Source organism: Geodermatophilus sp. CPCC 206100 (genome assembly GCF_048569675.1).
GTDB lineage: Bacteria > Actinomycetota > Actinomycetes > Mycobacteriales > Geodermatophilaceae > Geodermatophilus.
In genome coordinates, this window is record NZ_JAQISV010000027.1 from 18,155 (window position 1) to 33,892 (window position 15,738).

Below are 15,738 nucleotides of genomic sequence, written 5' to 3' on the forward strand. Positions count from 1 at the left end.
ACCGGACGCTAGCCGGGCGGCCGGCCCGGCCCGTCCCCGGCTCGGTCCGCCTCGACGTGCGCGGTGCAGGGGAGGACGCGCTCGGCGTCCGGGTCGGGCTGCGGCAGGGCGGCCGCGCCGCCGCTGGTGAGCGGCCGGTGCCGGCGGGGCTGGCGGCTGCCGCTGCCCCCGCCGCGGTGCGGGTAGACCAGGACGCCGTTCACCGGGTCGGGCGCGGTGTCCAGCGCCGCGGTCAGGGCGGGCGACTGCCGGAAACCCTCGGTCTGCGACTCCTCCGGGAACGCGAACTCGAGGACGACGCCCCACCGGTGCTCGTGCTCGTCCCAGTAGACGGCCCCGCGGCTCACCGCGGCCTCGACCAGCCGGTCCTGCCACGCGCGGGCCCACCCGGCGCCCGAGGTCGCGCCGTCGAACACCTCGACAGTGAGCCAGTTCACAGTGCCGACGACGCTACGCCGGTGCGCGGCGCGGGCCAACGGCCGTCGGGTCGGCCGGGGTCCCGGCGCTCAGGCGGCCTGGAAGGAGCGCCGGGACAGGCCGACGCCGTAGCCGTCGAGCGTCGTGGTCACCGGTGCCGTCGGGTCGGTGGCGGCGCCGAGGGTGACGAACAGTGGGGTGAAGTGCTCGACCGTCGGGTGGGCGTAGGGCATGCCCGGGGCGGCGGTGCGGAAGCGGGCCAGCTCCTCGACGTCGCCGCGCGCCAGCGCGTCGGCGGCCCAGGCGTCGAAGTCGGCCGACCAGCCGGGCACCCGGTTCTCGAGGAACATCTCGCGGGTCAGGAACGGCAGGCCGTGGGTCATGTGCCCCGAGCCGACGACGAGGACGCCCTGCTCCCGCAGTGGCCGCAGCCGCTCGCCCAGGGCCAGCAGCCGGTCGGCGTCGTCGGTGGGCAGGCTCAGCTGCAGGACGGGGACGTCCGCGCCCGGGTACATGATCTTCAGCGGCACCCAGGCGCCGTGGTCCAGGCCGCGTCGGGCGTGCTCGTGCGCCGGGTCGGTGTCCGGCATCAGCCCCGCCACCTGACGGGCCAGCGCGCTCGCGTCCGGGGTGTCGTAGCGGAACGAGTAGTAGAGGCCGTCGAAGCCGCCGAAGTCGTAGACCAGCTCGGCCGGCCGCGGCGCGCTCAGCGCCAGCGGTGCGGACTCCCAGTGCGCGCTGACCACGAGGATCGCCGTCGGTCGGGGCAGCGCCCGGGCCCAGTCGTGCAGGGGGTCCAGCCACTCGGGGCTCTGGAACGGCAGGGGGCCGCCGCCGTGGGACAGGTAGAGGCTGGGCATGGGCCCGTCGTCCGGGGTCCACGGCCGGTGCGGACCGGCGGCCGCCACCCGGCGCAGGTGCGCGGCGAACGGGTGCACGGCGGGGATCCGGGCGTCGGCGACCGCGGTGCGGTCGGTCGTCAGCAGCATGGCGTCCTCGCAGTTCGTTGAACGTTCAAACAACTGTGACCCTACGCCGCGGAGGTTGAGACCTCAAGCACCATCGGGAGGTCGGGGGGCGGCAGAGGCCCCGGCCGCTCCCGGAACCGGGGCGATGGGGGCCTGCTGTGGCGCGCCTACGGGGTCGTCGTCGCCGTCTTCCAGTGGGGGTGGGGCTCCAGCCTGATCGGCATCGACGGGAAGCTGCCGATCCCCGCGTTCGTGCCGATGCTCATGTTCGCCATCGTCTTCGGCCTGTCGATGGACTACGAGGTCTTCCTCATCTCGCGCGTCCACGAGGCCTGGACGGCGACCGGGGACGCCCACCGCAGCGTCGCCATCGGCATCGGGGGCACGGCGCGGGTGATCACCACCGCCGCCGCCATCATGATCGCCGTCTTCACCAGCTTCGTCCTCGACACCGACCCCACGGTCGAGATGCTCGCCGTCGGGATGGCCGCTGCGGTCCTCATCGACGCCAGCGTCATCCGCATGGTCCTCGTGCCGGCGGTCATGTCCCTGTTGGACCGCCGCGCCTGGTGGCTGCCTCGCTGGCTGGACAGGGTCCTGCCCCACCTCGACATCGAGGGCACCCGCCACCTGGCCCGTGCGGCCTCCTCGTCCGGGCCGAGTGCTCCGGCAGAGGATCTCGAGACATCGCTGGCGGGTCGGCACTAGGGCAGACCACGGAGGTGGGCAGCGGCCACCTCCGGGCGGCGGACGGTTCTGCGATCACCGCGAGCCGTCGGCGGCCAGCACCCAAGGGCGCCGGCTGCGCGGATGCTGACGGCGGGCGAAACGGCTCCCGGCGCCGGCCGTGGTGACGCGGTCGCCTGGGCGTCCTCCGGGTCCTCCGTGCCGTGGGCACAGCGCGAGGTGCCGCGCTGTGCCCACGGCTCTTGCCAGAGAGGCAGCGCTCCGCCAGGTTGGTCAGGTAACCAACCAGGAGGACCGACGTGTCAGCCAGGCGGGAGGCGATCGTGGCGGCAGCGCTCGACGTCATCCAGGAGGAGGGGCTCAGCGGCTTCACCCAGCCGCGGGTCGCCCGGCGTGCCGGGCTGCGACAGAGCCATCTCACGTACTACTTCCCCACGCGGGCCGACCTGCTGCTCGCCGTCGCCGACGAGGCCGTGCGCCGGAGGATCGAGGCCCTGCGCGCGGCGGTGTCGGCCGAGGACCGGGCGGCGAAGGTGGCCGGGCTCGCCGAGGTGCTCGTCGACCCCCGTCAGACGCGGATCCTGACGGCGCTGACGCAGAGTGCCGACACCGACCCGGAGGTGCGACGTGCCTTCTCCGCACTGGGCGCCGGGATCGCTCCACTCGGCGCCGCGCTGATCACCTCCTTCGGCGCCGAGCCGACCGAGGCCTCACTCGCCCTGTTGCAGGCGACCTCCACCGGAATCGCCGTCCTCGCCCTGGCCGTCGGCGCAGAGTCGGTCCGCGACCGTGCCGAGCAGGTGCTCACCCAGCTGCTCACCAGCCTGCCTACCGAACAGGACCGCACCGGGACCCACCCCGCCCAGCGCAGCACCGACCCACGAGAGGCACCGCCATGAGCACGCACTTCCCCCTCAGGGGCTCGACCGCCGGCCGGCAGTACGCCGGGTGGGAGCCACGCGCCGTCGCGATGGAGGGACTGGGGAACCGGGTACTGGCCGCCCAGCGCGTCCCGGTCGCCGGAGGCGCCGAGCTGAACGCCGACGTCTACGTCCCCCGAGCACCGGGCCGTCATCCGGCTGTCGTCTCCTTCGGCGGCTACGCCACCGAGAAGGCCACGGCGGGCATCCCGGCCGGCTCGAACGAGATCGGCTCACCGCCGGTGTTCACCGACCGCGGCTACTGCCCTGTCGTCGTCGAGCGCCGGGGGATGGGCCGCTCGACCGGCGAGCAGGTCATGTTCTTCGATCCGCAGGACGTCGACGACCACGAGGCGGTCATCGCCTGGGCGGCGGAGCAGCCGTGGTGCAACGGGGAGGTCGTCCTCTTCGGCACCTCCTACTACGCCGTGTCCCAGCTCAGCGTCGCCGCACGCAAGCCGCCGGCGCTCAAGGCGCTGTTCTGCAACGAGGTGTCGACCGACCTGTGGCGCCACCTGGTCCACTTCGCCGGCGTGCCAGCCTGGTTCTTCGTCGCCCTCTGGATGGGCGCGAACTACGCGCAGGAGAACTACGACGAGCGCATCTCACCGGACCGTCGTGCGCTCCTCAGCCAGGTCACCAACGGGCCGCTGCACCCGCTGCTCGAGCGGCTGGTCCACCGCCGGGTGTCGGGGGTGTTCGAGTCCTTCGAGACCGCCACGCCCGTGGAGTTCATGCGCCGCATCTACGCGCGCTGGATGTTCGACGAGAAGACCCGCGCGCAGGCGACGATCCCCGAGGGTCCGACCGCCACGCTCGGCGACGTCGAGGTGCCGTTCACGGTCGTGCAGAACCTCGGGTACTTCAACCTCCACCAGTTCGGCTGCTACGACCTGGTCGCCAACGCGGGGACGCCGGCCGACTCCCGGTGGCTCATCCTCGCCCCGCCCGCCTACGACCTGCCGGTCTACTCCTGGCAGGGAGAGGCGCTGGCCTTCTTCGACCACGTCCTGCGCGGCACCGACAACGGCTACGCCGAGCAACCCCACGTGCGCTACTGGGTGGAGGGCGCCGAGCGCTTCGACAGCGCCACCGCCTTCCCGCCCGCCGGCGGGGAGGTCCGGCGTCTGCACCTCGGACCCCCGGACGGGGACGCCGGCACTTCCCGGCTGAGCCGGGAGGCGACGGCTGTGGGCTCCGGGTCCTGGGTCGCCGTCCCCCTGGGGCTGCCGCAGCTCGGCGGCCTGGACGAGGTGGCCGACCAGGTCCTCGCCTTCGACCTGCCGGTCGAGGAGGACACCCGGCTCGCGGGTCCGGTCACCGCCCGACTCACGTACAGCTGCAACGAGATCGACTCCTACGTCGTGGCCCGGCTGTCCCGGCTCGACGCCGCAGGCGAGTGCCACCAGCTCTCCCTCGGCGCGATCCGTCCCGTGTCCCGCACCGAGGAGGAGGGACGCAGCACGCCACTGGAGATCGCCATCGACGCCGGCCGCCGCGAACCCCTCGTCCCGGACGAGCCGGTCGTCCTGCGCTTCAGCCTCACGCCCGGGCCGACGCTGCTGCGCCGCGGGGACACCCTGCGGCTCGAGCTCGCCAGCCGGGTCGACCTGCTGCGTGCGGACCCGAGCGAGGGCTACGCGCAGTTCGACATGCCCGTGCCGCCCTACCCCTGCCGCAACACCGTGCACTTCGGTGGTGCCAGCTGGATCGAGGTCACCGAGGTGCCGCTCCCGGCGCCCTGATCCGCCGGCCGGTGGAGGGCACGTGCCACGCCCGGGCGTCGTCGTCGACGTGTCCCGGCAGCACGAGGGCCCCCACGGTGAGGTCCACCCGCCCACGGCGGCGGGCTCCGACCGCGATCGTCGTCGGACCCGTCGCCGCCACCGACACCGGGATCTCACCCACGTCGAAGGGCTCGATCCACCTCATGCGGGCGGCGACACCGCCGGGTCGCCTGTCGACGGTCCTGGCCCGTGACGAGACCGGCGGACGGTCGTGCAGCCGTCCGGAGCGCTGCGGATCGACGGCGCCTGGCAGTCCGCACACCCCCGGCCGGATGCGCCGCGACGGGCCGGGGGCCGGGGATCCCGCTTGTCCGGACCCACGCCGCACCGGCAGGCTGCTGCCGTGCAGGTCCCGCTGACCGCCGAGGACCGGGCGATCCTCGCGCTGGAGGGACCCCGGCTGGTCGGGCACACCGCCACGGTGGTCCACCTGCCGGGAGGTGCCCCGGATCTGCGGCTCCTCCGTGAGGCGGTCGCCCGGCGGCTGCCGGAGGCACCCCGGCTCACCTGGCGGCTGGGCGGGACGTCCGAGGAACCGGTGTGGCGCGCGGACGAGGTGGACGTGGCGGCGCACGTCCGGGCCGTCGACGGTGCCGGCCCGCTCGACGAGGTCGGTGTGCGCGCCGAGTTGGCCCGGCTCTTCGGGGAGCATCTCGACCGCGGCCGGCCGCTCTGGCGTATGGACGTGCTCGGCTCCCTCGCGGGCGGCGGCGCGCTCCTGGTGTGGCGGGTGCACCACGCCCTGGCCGACGGCGGAACGGTCATGCGCCTCGCCGAGGACGTGCTGTGGGACCCGGCGCCGGCCGCGGCAGCCTCGGGGGAACACCGCTCCGGAACGGCCGACCCCAGGACGTCCGGAGTCGGTCAGGGACGGTCCTCGCTGTCCGGCGTGCTGACCGGCGAGCTCCTCCCCGGGCTGCGTCGCTCGCCGTTCGACCAGCAGGTCGGCCGCGAGCGGGAGGTCGCCCTCGCCGTGGTACCGGTGGCGGCGTTGCGCGAGGCCGCTCGCCGGCTGGCCGGGGCAACGCTCAACGACGCCGTGCTCGCGGTGGTGGCCGGTGCGTTGCGCCGGTGGCTGGAGGACCGGCACGGACCGATCCACGGGCTGACGGTGAAGGTGCCGGTGACCATGCACCACGACGGCGACGAGGTCGGTAACCGCGACTCCTACTTCCGGGTGGACCTGCCGGTGGACGAGGCGGACCCCGTGGCGCGGCTGCTCGCCGTCCGCCGGGAGACCGCGGAACGCAAGGCCCACCACGATGCCGAGCACCTGGACGAGCTCATGGACCGGCTGGCGCGGCGCTCGCCCCGCCTGGCCGGCTGGTCGCAGCGGCTGCAGCGCAGCGGGCGCTCGTTCGCGCTCAACGTGTCCAACGTCCGCGGCCCCGACCGGGCGGTCACCGTGCTCGGCGCGCCCGTCGGCGCCGTTCAGCCACTCGTCGAGGTCGCGCAGCACCACGCGCTTCGGGTGGCGGTGCTGTCGGTCGCCGACCGACTGGGGTTCGGGCTGGTCGCCGACCCCTCGGTGGTCGGGGACCTCGACGTGCTCGCCGCCGCGGCGGAGCAGGCGGCAGCCGAGCTGCTGCACCTCGATCGGAACGGGACCGCGGGCAGCTCCGCCGGGTGAGCCCGTTCGGGTCCGGTGACGGCTGGTCGCGGGCGCGAGGACCGCTGGTCGTCCCCCAGCGGGCGGTCCGGTGCGCCGCTGCGATCTCCGGTTTCGCCAGTCCGCCTTCGCCGCCGGCGCCGGCGTGAAGGTCGTCCAGCGGATGCTGGGGCATGCCTCGGCGGCGATCACGCTGGACCAGTACGGGCACCTGTTCGGCGACCGGCTGGACGAGGTGGCCGACCGGATGGCGGTCGCCCGCGCCGCTGCTGTCGCCCGAGGCCCTCTCCTCGGATGCAGAAAGTGCTGGCCTGCGGGGCTCATGGCCGCGCTGACCAGCACTCTCGTGGTGTGCCCCCGGCAGGATTCGAACCTGCGCACCCGCCTCCGGAGGGCGGTGCTCTATCCCCTGAGCTACGGGGGCTCTGCGGTGGGGCAGGAAGCAACCTACCAGCCCCGCCCGGCGGTCCGGACGGCGGTGGTCAGGGCGCCGGCAGGGGCGTCCCCCCGCGCGCGGTGAGCATCCGCTGCATCGTGGTCACCTCGGCGGTCTGGGTCTCGGCGATCGTGCCCGCCAGCGTGCGCACGGCCGGCTCGCCGGCGTGCTGGGCGGCGTACTCCGCCATCTCCCTGCCGCCTTGGTGGTGCCGGATCATCAGCCGTAGGAACTGCACGTCGAACTCCGTGCCCGACAGCGCGCGCAGCTCCGCCAGCTCCTCGTCGGTGGCCATGCCCGGCATCAGGGTGTCCGCGCCCGTCGCGTGGCCGGGGTGCCCGCCCTCGGCCGCCATCCAGGCCATCGTCTCGCCGCCGCTGGGCGGCAGGGCCCACAGCGCCAGCCAGCCCTGCATCCGCCCGACCTGGTTCTGCTGCGTCTCCGCGATGTCGAAGGCCAGCTGCCGGACCTCGGGGTCGGAGCTGCGATCGGGGACGAGGTTGGCCATCTCCACGCCCTGCAGGTGGTGGCGGGACATGTCCCGGGAGAAGCCGGCGTCCACCGACTGGCCGCCCGGCGCCGGCTCGCCGCGACCGATGCCGAGGGCGACCGCGAGGCCGCCGCCCAGCAGCACCAGGCCGACGGCGATGACCGCCAGGAGGACCGTCCGCAGCGCTGCCGGCCGGGGCGCCGTCCCCCCGGGCGCGGTCACGGGGTGCCGGTCTCGGCCCCGGCCTCCGGCGTGGTCGGGGCGTCGGTCGTCATCGACGCGGTGCCGCGGCTGGCGTCGTCGACGGTCAGCGGTGCGCTGATGAACTGGGGGTTCTCGCAGCTGGCCCCCGGCTCGGGGAAGAACTCCTGGTTGTAGGTCAGGAAGTCGGCGAACTGGGTCAGCCGCTCGTCGGTGGCCGAGTCGACCTTCAGCTGGTGGTTCCAGGACTGGATGCTGATGGGGGAGTCCTGCCCGGGGTAGGGCGAGATCATCCGGCCGGACTCGTCGACCAGCTCCGAGAGGGTGGCGATGTCGTCCTCGGACACCGCGTCCGGGTCGTAGGTGATCCAGACGGCGCCGTGCTCCATGCTGTGGACGGCGTTCTCGTGCCGGATGTCGATGTCGTAGACGGTGCCGGTGCAGTCGGCCCACTCGCCGTCGTGCGGCCCGCCCACGGGCGGGGACTGCTCGTACTGCACCGGGGTGGTCACGTGCTCCTGGCCGGCGGCGTAGTCGAAGGTCTCGACCCCGCTGATCTCGTCCACCGAGTCGACGCGGCCGGCCTCGGCCTCGTTGACCTGCACGACGGCGTAGACGATGACGGCCGCGGCGAACACGACCACGGCGACCGCGGCGGCGATCAGGCCCCAGGGGCGCTGCGGGCTGACCACGTTGGTCACCGGCGGGCGGGTGCGCCCACCCTTGCCGCCGGCCGGTCGGCCCCCTGGCGTGCCGGACCCGCCGCGTGCGCGGCCGACCTGGGGCTTACCGTCCTTGGCCACGGCCTGTCTCCTCGTGCACCAGTGCTGGCGGGACCGCGCCGCACCTGGTGAGGGCCGGGGGGCCCGCGCACGCGCTGGTCCGGGGACGGGCCTGCTGCCCTCCCCGGGCGGCCAGTCTAGGGCGAGCGCCTGGCAGTCCCCTGGGAGCGCCGGTGTCGCGTCGGGGGACGGGCGGCCGGGGCGGCCCCCCGCGCTGCGTACGATCACGCGGTGACACCGGAGCAGTTGCGCGACGTCGTCCGGACCGCCGTGGCCGCCGCCGTCGAGCGCGGCGGGCTGCCGGTCGAGGTCCCCGCCGACGTCCTCGTCGAGCGTCCCAGGAACCCCGAGCACGGCGACTACGCCACGAACGTGGCCCTCCGCCTGGCCAAGCCCGCCGGGCGGCCGCCGCGTGCGGTCGCCGAGCTGCTGGCCGAGGAGCTGCGCACCCTCCCGGGGATCGCGGCGGTCGACGTCGCCGGCCCCGGCTTCCTCAACATCACCCTCGCCCAGGGCGCGCTGGGCCGCATCGCGGTCGAGGCGGTGACCGCGGGGGAGGCCTACGGCCGGACCGGCACCCTGGCCGGCCAGCGGCTGAACCTCGAGTTCGTCTCGGCCAACCCGACCGGGCCGGTGCACATCGGCGGCAGCCGGTGGGCCGCGGTCGGCGACGCGATGGGCCGGCTGCTGGAGGCCAGCGGCGCCCAGGTGACCCGCGAGTACTACATCAACGACGCCGGCGCGCAGATCGACCGCTTCGCTCGGAGCCTGCAGGCCGCGGCGAACGGTCGGCCGGTGCCGGAGGACGGCTACGGCGGCACGTACATCGCCGACATCGCCGCGCAGGTGGTCGCCGACGTGCCCGACGTGACCGGCCGCGACGAGGCCGAGCAGCTGCGGGTCTTCCGCGACCGCGGCGTGGCGCTGATGCTCGACGAGATCCGCCGGTCGATGGAGGAGTTCGGCGTCGCCTACGACGTCTGGTTCAGTGAGCAGTCGCTGTACGACACCGGCGCCGTGGAGAAGGCGCTGGGCCGGCTGCGCGAGCAGGGCCACGTCTACGAGGCCGACGGCGCCGTGTGGCTGCGCACCACGGACTTCGGCGACGACAAGGACCGCGTCCTGGTCAAGGCCGACGGCGAGACGACCTACTTCGCCTCCGACTGCGCCTACTACCTCGACAAGCGGGCCCGCGGCTTCGACCGGGTCGTGATCATGCTCGGCGCCGACCACTCCGGCTACGTCGGCCGGTACAAGGCTCTGGTCGCGGCCACCGGGGACGACCCCGAGGCGCACCTGGAGATCCTCATCGGGCAGCTGGTCAACCTGCTGCAGGGCGGTGAGCCGGTCCGGATGAGCAAGCGGGCCGGGACGATCGTGCTGCTGTCCGACCTGGTCGACGCGATTGGGATCGACGCGGCCCGGTACGCCCTGGCCCGCGCCTCGGTCGACCAGCAGATCGACATCGACGTCGACCTGTGGAGCCGGCAGACCAACGACAACCCGGTCTTCTACGTGCAGTACGCCCACGCCCGCATCTCCTCGGTGCTGCGCAACGCCGCCGACCTGGGCCTGGCGCTCGGCGAGCCCGGGGACGTCGACGCCGGGCAGCTGACCCACGAGCGGGAGAACGCCCTGCTGCGGGCGATCGGGGAGTTCCCGCGGGTGCTGACCTCGGCCGCCGAGCTGCGCGCCCCGCACCGGGTGGCCCGCTACCTCGAGGAGCTGGCCGGCACCTACCACCGGTTCTACGACAACTGCCGGGTGCTGCCCCGCGGCGACGAGGAGCCGACCCCGCTGACCACCGCCCGCCTGTGGTTGTGCGCGGCGACCGCCGTCGTCCTGCGCAACGGGCTGGGCGTGCTGGGCGTGAGCGCACCGGAGCGGATGTGAGAGCCCACCCCGCCGGCCCGCTGCACGGGACGATCGCCCCGCCGACGGCGGCCGGCGCGCCCCCGGCCGACCTCGGCGAGCTCGCCGCGCTGGTGTGGCCGCGCACGGCGACCCGGGTCGACGGCGAGCTGCACCTCGGCGGCCGGCCGGTGACCGACCTCGCCCGCGCCCACGGGACGCCGCTGTTCGTGCTGGACGAGGCCGACTTCCGCAGCCGGGCCGCCGACTTCGCCGCCGCGTTCGACGACGCGGACGTCCACTACGCGTCCAAGGCGTTCCTCTGCGGTCAGGTGGCCCGCTGGATCGCCGAGGACGGGCTGTACCTGGACGCCTGCTCCGGCAACGAGCTGGCCCTCGCGCTGGCCGCCGGGTTCCCGGCCGAGCGGATCTCGCTGCACGGCAACAACAAGTCGCTGGTGGAGCTGCAGCTGGCCGTCGACGCCGGCATCGGCCACGTCGTCCTGGACTCCTTCGACGAGATCGACCGGCTCGCGCCGCTGGCGGCCGCCCGGGTCGCCGCCGGCGGCAGCCCGGTGCCGGTGCTCGTCCGCACCACCGTCGGCATCGAGGCGCACACCCACGAGTTCATCGCCACGGCCCACGAGGACCAGAAGTTCGGGTTCTCGCTGGCGACCGGCGACGCCCTGACCGCCGCGGTGCGGGTGATCCGCGAGCCGGCGCTGCGGCTGACCGGGCTGCACAGCCACATCGGCTCGCAGATCTTCGACACCGCCGGGTTCGAGGCCGCGGCGCACCGCGTGGTGGGCCTGCTGGGGCAGGTCGCCCAGGCCACCGGTGAGGTGCTCGAGGAGCTCAACCTCGGCGGCGGGTTCGGCATCGCCTACCTCGCCGAGGACGACCCGGTCAGCCCGGCCGACGTCGCCCGCCGGCTGCGCGCGGTCGTGGCGGCGGAGTGCGCGGCCCTGGAGCTGCCGGTGCCGCGGCTGGCGGTGGAGCCGGGCCGGGCCATCGCCGGGCCGGGGACGGTGACGCTCTACGAGGTCGGCACGATCAAGCCGGTGCGGCTGGGCGCGAGCGGGACGCCGGGCACCCCGCTGGTGCGCAACTACGTGTCCGTGGACGGCGGGATGAGCGACAACATCCGCACCGCCCTCTACGACGCCGCCTACACCTGCGTGCTGGCCAACCGCGTCTCCGACGCCCCGCCGGCGCTGTGCCGGGTGGTGGGCAAGCACTGCGAGAGCGGCGACGTGCTGGTCCGCGACCTGTGGCTGCCCTCCGACGTCCGGCCCGGGGACCTGCTCGCGGTCGCCGCCACCGGTGCCTACTGCTGGTCGATGGCCAGCAACTACAACTACCTGCTCCGGCCGCCGGTGGTCGCCGTGCGGGAGGGCGTCGCCACGGAGGTCGTCCGGCGTCAGACACTGTCGGACGTGTTCGCCCTCGATGCCGTCCTCGCCGACGAGCCCGCGCCCTCACCGGCGATCGACCAGCCGGCGCCCGAGCACCCCGCGGGGACCCGGTCGACGGGCCCGCGCGTCGGTGCGGAGGTGCGGTCGTGACCGCCCCGCTCCGGGTCGCCCTGCTCGGGTGCGGCACCGTCGGCAGCGCGGTGCTGCGCCTGCTCGGGGAGCAGGCCGGTGACCTCGCGGCGCGGATCGGCCGGCCGGTCGAGGTGGCCGGGGTCGCCGTCCGCCGTCCCGACCGGCACCCGGACGTGCCCGCGCACCTGCTCACCACCGACGCCGAGACGCTGGTCACCCGCCCGGACGTCGACCTGGTCGTCGAGGTCATCGGCGGGATCGAGCCGGCCCGCTCGCTGCTGCTGGCCGCGATCGAGGCGGGCAAGTCGGTGGTCAGCGCCAACAAGGCGCTGCTGGCCGACGACGGGACCCCGCTGCACGCGGCCGCCGCCAAGGCCGGCGTGGACCTGTACTACGAGGCGGCGGTCGCCGGGGCGATCCCGCTGCTGCGCCCCCTGCGCGAGTCCCTGGCCGGCGACCAGCTGCGCCGGGTGGTCGGCATCGTCAACGGGACGACGAACTACATCCTGTCCCGCATGGCCGAGACCGGGCACGGGTTCACCGAGGCGCTGGCCGAGGCGACCGAGCTCGGCTACGCCGAGGCCGACCCGACCGCCGACGTCGACGGCTTCGACGCCGCCGCCAAGGCCGCGATCCTCGCCTCGCTGGCCTTCCACACCGAGGTCACCGCGGCCGACGTCCACCGCGAGGGCATCTCCGCGGTCACCTCGACCGACGTGGCACGCGCGGCCGAGATCGGGTGCACGGTCAAGCTGCTGGCCATCTGCGAGCGGGTGGCGGGCGAGGGCGGGGACTCGGTCGCCGTCCGGGTGCACCCCGCGATGATCCCGACGACCCACCCGCTGGCCGCCGTCGGCGGCGCCTTCAACGCGGTGTTCGTCGAGGCCGAGGCCGCCGGTCAGCTGATGTTCTACGGCCAGGGCGCCGGTGGCGACGCGACCGCCAGCGCCGTCCTCGGGGACCTGGTCGCGGTCGCGCGGAACCGGGTGACCGGCGTCGCCGGCCCCGGGGTGACCACCTACGCGGGGCTGCCGGTCCAGTCGATCGCCGAGACGCCCACCCGCTACCACGTCAGCCTCGACGTCGCGGACAAGCCGGGCGTGCTGGCGACGGTGGCGCAGGAGTTCGCGCGGCAGGGCGTCAGCATCGCCACGGTGCGCCAGGACGGGCACGGCGAGGCCGCGACGCTGGTCATCGTCACGCACAGCGCTCCGGACGCCGCCCTGTCGGCGACCGTCGGCGCGCTGCGGGGGATGCCCGCCGTCCGCGCCGTCACCAGCATCCTGCGTGTGGAGGGACTGTCATGACGACCGAGCTGCCCCTGCGGGGCGCCGTCTCGCCGTTCTGGCCCGGCCTCATCGAGGCCTACCGCGCGCGGCTGCCGGTCAGCGACAGCACGCCCGTGGTGACCCTGCAGGAGGGCGCCACCCCGCTGGTGCCGGCGCAGGAGCTGTCCCGGCGCACCGGCTGCGAGGTCTTCCTCAAGGTCGAGGGCGCCAACCCCACCGGGTCGTTCAAGGACCGCGGGATGACGATGGCCATCACCAAGGCCGTCGAGGAGGGCTCGCAGGCGGTCATCTGCGCCTCCACCGGCAACACCAGCGCCAGCGCCGCGGCCTACGCCGCCCGCGCCGGCCTCGTCTGCGCCGTCCTCGTGCCCCAGGGCAAGATCGCGCTGGGCAAGCTGGCCCAGGCGCTGGTGCACGGCGCCAAGCTGCTGCAGGTCGACGGCAACTTCGACGACTGCCTCGCCCTGGCCAGCAAGCTGGCGATCGACTACCCCGTCAGCCTGGTCAACAGCGTCAACCAGTTCCGCATCGAGGGCCAGAAGACCGCCTCGTTCGAGATCGTCGACGTGCTCGGCGACGCCCCCGACATCCACTGCCTGCCGGTCGGCAACGCCGGCAACATCACCGCCTACTGGCAGGGCTACCGCGAGTACGCCGCCGACGGCACGGCGTCGCGGACGCCGCGGATGTGGGGCTTCCAGGCCGCGGGCGCCGCACCGATCGTGACCGGCCAGGTCGTCGAGCACCCGCAGACGATCGCCACCGCCATCCGCATCGGGAACCCCGCCTCCTGGACCAAGGCACTGGCCGCCCGCGACGAGTCCGGCGGGCTCATCGACGCCGTCACCGACCGCGCGATCCTCGCCGCCTACCGGCTGCTCGCCCGCACCGAGGCGGTCTTCGTCGAGCCGGCGTCGGCGGCCTCCGTGGCCGGGCTGCTGCAGGTGGCCGAGGCCGGGGGACTGGAGCCGGGGCAGCGGGTGGTCTGCACCGTCACGGGGAACGGCCTCAAGGACCCCGAGTGGGCGATCTCCGGAGCGCCGGCCCCGGTGACCGTCCCCGTGGACGCCGCTGTCGCCGCCGCCCGGCTCGGCCTGTGAGAGGACCACGTCCCGCCCTCCGCTCGGACGCTCGCGAGGGAACCCCGGACGCGGCCTCACGCGTCCGCGTCCGCGTTCCGGCGACCAGCGCGAACCTCGGCCCCGCCTTCGACTGCGCGGGGCTGGCGCTGGCCTGCCACGACGTCCTCGAGTTCGCCCTGGCCCCCTCCGGGCTCGAGGTCGAGGTCACCGGCGTCGGTGCCGGCGAGCTGCCGGCCGACGAGTCGCACCTGGTGGTCCGCGCCTTCCGTGCCGCCTGCGCCGAGCTGGGCTGGACGCCGTCCGGGCTGCGCGTCGCCGCGGCCAACGACATCCCGCAGGGGCGGGGGATGGGCTCGTCGGCCGCCGCCGTGGTCGCCGGCGTCGTCGGTGCCTGGGCGCTGTGCCCGGACGTGGCCGAGGTCGACCGCACCGCCGTGCTGCGCCTGACCACCGAGCTCGAGGGGCACCCCGACAACGTCGCGCCGTGCCTGTACGGCGGGGCGACGCTGTCGTGGACGACCGACGACGGCCCGGTCGCCGACCGCCTGCCCGTCGACCCGGGTATCGCGCCGATCCTGCTGGTCCCCGAGGCGACGCTGTCCACCCACGTGGCCCGCAGCCTGCTGCCGGAGCTGGTCCCGCACGCCGACGCCGCGTTCAACGCCGCGCGAGCGGCGCTGCTGGTGCACGCACTGACCGCCGAGCCGGCGCTGCTCCTCGACGCCACCGAGGACCGGCTGCACCAGCGCCAGCGGGCCGCGGCCATGCCCGAGACCCTCGGCCTGCTCGACCGGCTGCGCGCCGCCGGGCACGCCGCGGTCGTCTCCGGCGCCGGGCCCAGCGTCCTCGTGCTCGCCCGCCGCGCCCCCGGGGAGGCGCCGGGCGCGCTGTCCGCCGTGGCCGATCTCACCCCGGAGGGGTGGACCGTGCGGCCGTTGGACGTCGATGCAGGCGGTGCGTGCGTGCTGGAGACCTCGCACCAGGTATCGTCTCGGTAACGGGGAACACACCGGTACTCACCAGTGTTGTCGTGCTCGTGAGTGCGGTTTACGCTCACGAACGTAGCCGCCCGGTAGGGCGAGCCTCGCGCGGGGCGTTGCAGACCGAAGAGATTCCGTCGCCGCAGATTCCGCCCCGCACCCACTCGATCCCGTTCTCCCCCCTGTCCTGAAACCGGGCGCGAGGGGGGAGAACCGGGTCACCCCCTGCGCTGGTAGGCGCAGGTCTCCGCAGGGAAGGACCTGTACGTGAGCGAGACCACCGACCTCGTCACCGCCCCCCAGGGCGCCACCCCCGACGAGGCACCTGCCGCTTCTGAGACGACGGGACGCACCCGTCGCCGCGGCAGCGGGCTGGCCAGCATGCTGCTGCCCGAACTGCAGCGGCTCGCGGCCGAGCTCGGCATCTCGGGCACCGCCCGGATGCGCAAGGGCGACCTGGTCGCCGCCATCTCCGCCCGCCAGGTGGGTGGAGAGGGCGCCGGCAGCGCGCCCGCCACCGACGTGCCGAGCGCCGGCATCCCGTCCGCGCGCGGTGCCGACGCCGCCCGCGGCGTGGCCGCGACCGCCGCGCCGCTCGAGGCCCCGGTCAGCGGCGGCGCGAACGGCGGTCCGGTGGCCGCACCCGCCGAGACCGTCAGCGAGCCCGCCCCCCGGCGGCGCCGCGCGGCCAG

The 15,738-nt window shown here is 74.7% G+C and carries 15 protein-coding genes and 1 tRNA gene; 10 read left to right on the forward strand and 6 right to left on the reverse strand.

Features of this window, described 5'->3' with window-relative positions:
• Positions 1–8: 8 nt before the first annotated feature.
• Complete coding sequence (locus PGN05_RS13910; RefSeq protein WP_419753146.1) at positions 9–437, reverse strand: hypothetical protein; 429 nt, start codon at positions 435–437, stop codon at positions 9–11.
• Between the two features lie 69 nt (positions 438–506).
• On the reverse strand, positions 507–1,406 hold the full coding sequence (locus PGN05_RS13915) for a dioxygenase (RefSeq protein ID WP_419753147.1): 900 nt from the start codon (positions 1,404–1,406) through the stop codon (positions 507–509).
• A 237-nt stretch (positions 1,407–1,643) separates the two neighbouring features.
• Here PGN05_RS13915 and PGN05_RS13920 point away from each other — a divergent pair, with 237 nt between their 5' ends.
• The 3 genes from PGN05_RS13920 to PGN05_RS13930 all read left to right on the forward strand — a co-directional run bounded on the left by PGN05_RS13920 (position 1,644) and on the right by PGN05_RS13930 (position 4,737).
• Entirely contained in the window at positions 1,644–2,093 is a 450-nt protein-coding gene (locus PGN05_RS13920; protein WP_419753148.1) for an MMPL family transporter, read from the forward strand.
• Positions 2,094–2,371: 278 nt separating this feature from the next.
• On the forward strand, positions 2,372–2,971 hold the full coding sequence (locus tag PGN05_RS13925; protein WP_419753149.1) for a TetR/AcrR family transcriptional regulator: 600 nt from the start codon (positions 2,372–2,374) through the stop codon (positions 2,969–2,971).
• Positions 2,968–4,737: a CocE/NonD family hydrolase gene (locus tag PGN05_RS13930; protein WP_419753150.1), complete on the forward strand. Its 1,770-nt coding sequence runs from the start codon at positions 2,968–2,970 to the stop codon at positions 4,735–4,737. The genes PGN05_RS13925 and PGN05_RS13930 overlap by 4 nt, the downstream gene beginning before the upstream one ends.
• Here the strand turns inward: PGN05_RS13930 and PGN05_RS13935 are convergent.
• Entirely contained in the window at positions 4,709–4,924 is a 216-nt protein-coding gene (locus tag PGN05_RS13935; protein WP_419753151.1) for a hypothetical protein, read from the reverse strand. The genes PGN05_RS13930 and PGN05_RS13935 overlap by 29 nt on opposite strands.
• Before the next feature lie 198 nt (positions 4,925–5,122).
• Between PGN05_RS13935 and PGN05_RS13940 the strand changes: the two genes are divergently transcribed.
• Positions 5,123–6,409: a wax ester/triacylglycerol synthase domain-containing protein gene (locus PGN05_RS13940; protein WP_419753152.1), complete on the forward strand. Its 1,287-nt coding sequence runs from the start codon at positions 5,123–5,125 to the stop codon at positions 6,407–6,409.
• 331 nt (positions 6,410–6,740) lie between these two features.
• Here PGN05_RS13940 and PGN05_RS13945 read toward each other — a convergent pair.
• The 3 genes from PGN05_RS13945 to PGN05_RS13955 form a co-directional block, all read right to left on the reverse strand.
• Positions 6,741–6,812: transfer RNA gene (locus tag PGN05_RS13945), tRNA-Arg, on the reverse strand.
• A 58-nt stretch (positions 6,813–6,870) separates the two neighbouring features.
• A complete protein-coding gene (locus PGN05_RS13950) occupies positions 6,871–7,536 on the reverse strand; it encodes a DUF305 domain-containing protein (protein ID WP_419753153.1) in 666 nt (221 codons plus the stop codon).
• A complete protein-coding gene (locus tag PGN05_RS13955; RefSeq protein ID WP_419753154.1) occupies positions 7,533–8,318 on the reverse strand; it encodes a DUF3105 domain-containing protein in 786 nt (261 codons plus the stop codon). Before PGN05_RS13955 ends, PGN05_RS13950 begins: the two co-directional genes overlap by 4 nt.
• 210 nt (positions 8,319–8,528) lie before the next feature.
• Between PGN05_RS13955 and argS the strand changes: the two genes are divergently transcribed.
• From argS to PGN05_RS13985, 6 genes are all read left to right on the forward strand, one after another.
• Positions 8,529–10,190 (forward strand): arginine--tRNA ligase, encoded by a 1,662-nt coding sequence (argS, locus tag PGN05_RS13960; RefSeq protein ID WP_419753155.1) that lies wholly within the window; start codon positions 8,529–8,531, stop codon positions 10,188–10,190.
• Positions 10,187–11,713: a diaminopimelate decarboxylase gene (lysA, locus tag PGN05_RS13965; protein ID WP_419753156.1), complete on the forward strand. Its 1,527-nt coding sequence runs from the start codon at positions 10,187–10,189 to the stop codon at positions 11,711–11,713. The genes argS and lysA overlap by 4 nt, the downstream gene beginning before the upstream one ends.
• On the forward strand, positions 11,710–13,002 hold the full coding sequence (locus tag PGN05_RS13970) for a homoserine dehydrogenase (RefSeq protein WP_419753157.1): 1,293 nt from the start codon (positions 11,710–11,712) through the stop codon (positions 13,000–13,002). The genes lysA and PGN05_RS13970 overlap by 4 nt, the downstream gene beginning before the upstream one ends.
• On the forward strand, positions 12,999–14,084 hold the full coding sequence (thrC, locus tag PGN05_RS13975; protein ID WP_419753158.1) for a threonine synthase: 1,086 nt from the start codon (positions 12,999–13,001) through the stop codon (positions 14,082–14,084). The genes PGN05_RS13970 and thrC overlap by 4 nt, the downstream gene beginning before the upstream one ends.
• Entirely contained in the window at positions 14,081–15,064 is a 984-nt protein-coding gene (gene thrB, locus PGN05_RS13980) for a homoserine kinase (protein ID WP_419753159.1), read from the forward strand. The genes thrC and thrB overlap by 4 nt, the downstream gene beginning before the upstream one ends.
• Positions 15,065–15,313: 249 nt before the next feature.
• A partial coding sequence (locus PGN05_RS13985) for a Rho termination factor N-terminal domain-containing protein (RefSeq protein WP_419753160.1) occupies positions 15,314–15,738 on the forward strand: 425 nt, incomplete at its 3' end.

Coding starts and splice junctions, on each gene's coding strand:
- PGN05_RS13915 (WP_419753147.1), bottom strand. CDS start 1,406: ATGCTGCTGACGACCGACCGCACCGCGGTCGCCGACGCCCGGATCCCC.
- PGN05_RS13920 (WP_419753148.1), top strand. CDS start 1,644: ATGCTCATGTTCGCCATCGTCTTCGGCCTGTCGATGGACTACGAGGTC.
- PGN05_RS13930 (WP_419753150.1), top strand. CDS start 2,968: ATGAGCACGCACTTCCCCCTCAGGGGCTCGACCGCCGGCCGGCAGTAC.
- PGN05_RS13935 (WP_419753151.1), bottom strand. CDS start 4,924: ATGAGGTGGATCGAGCCCTTCGACGTGGGTGAGATCCCGGTGTCGGTG.
- thrC (WP_419753158.1), top strand. CDS start 12,999: ATGACGACCGAGCTGCCCCTGCGGGGCGCCGTCTCGCCGTTCTGGCCC.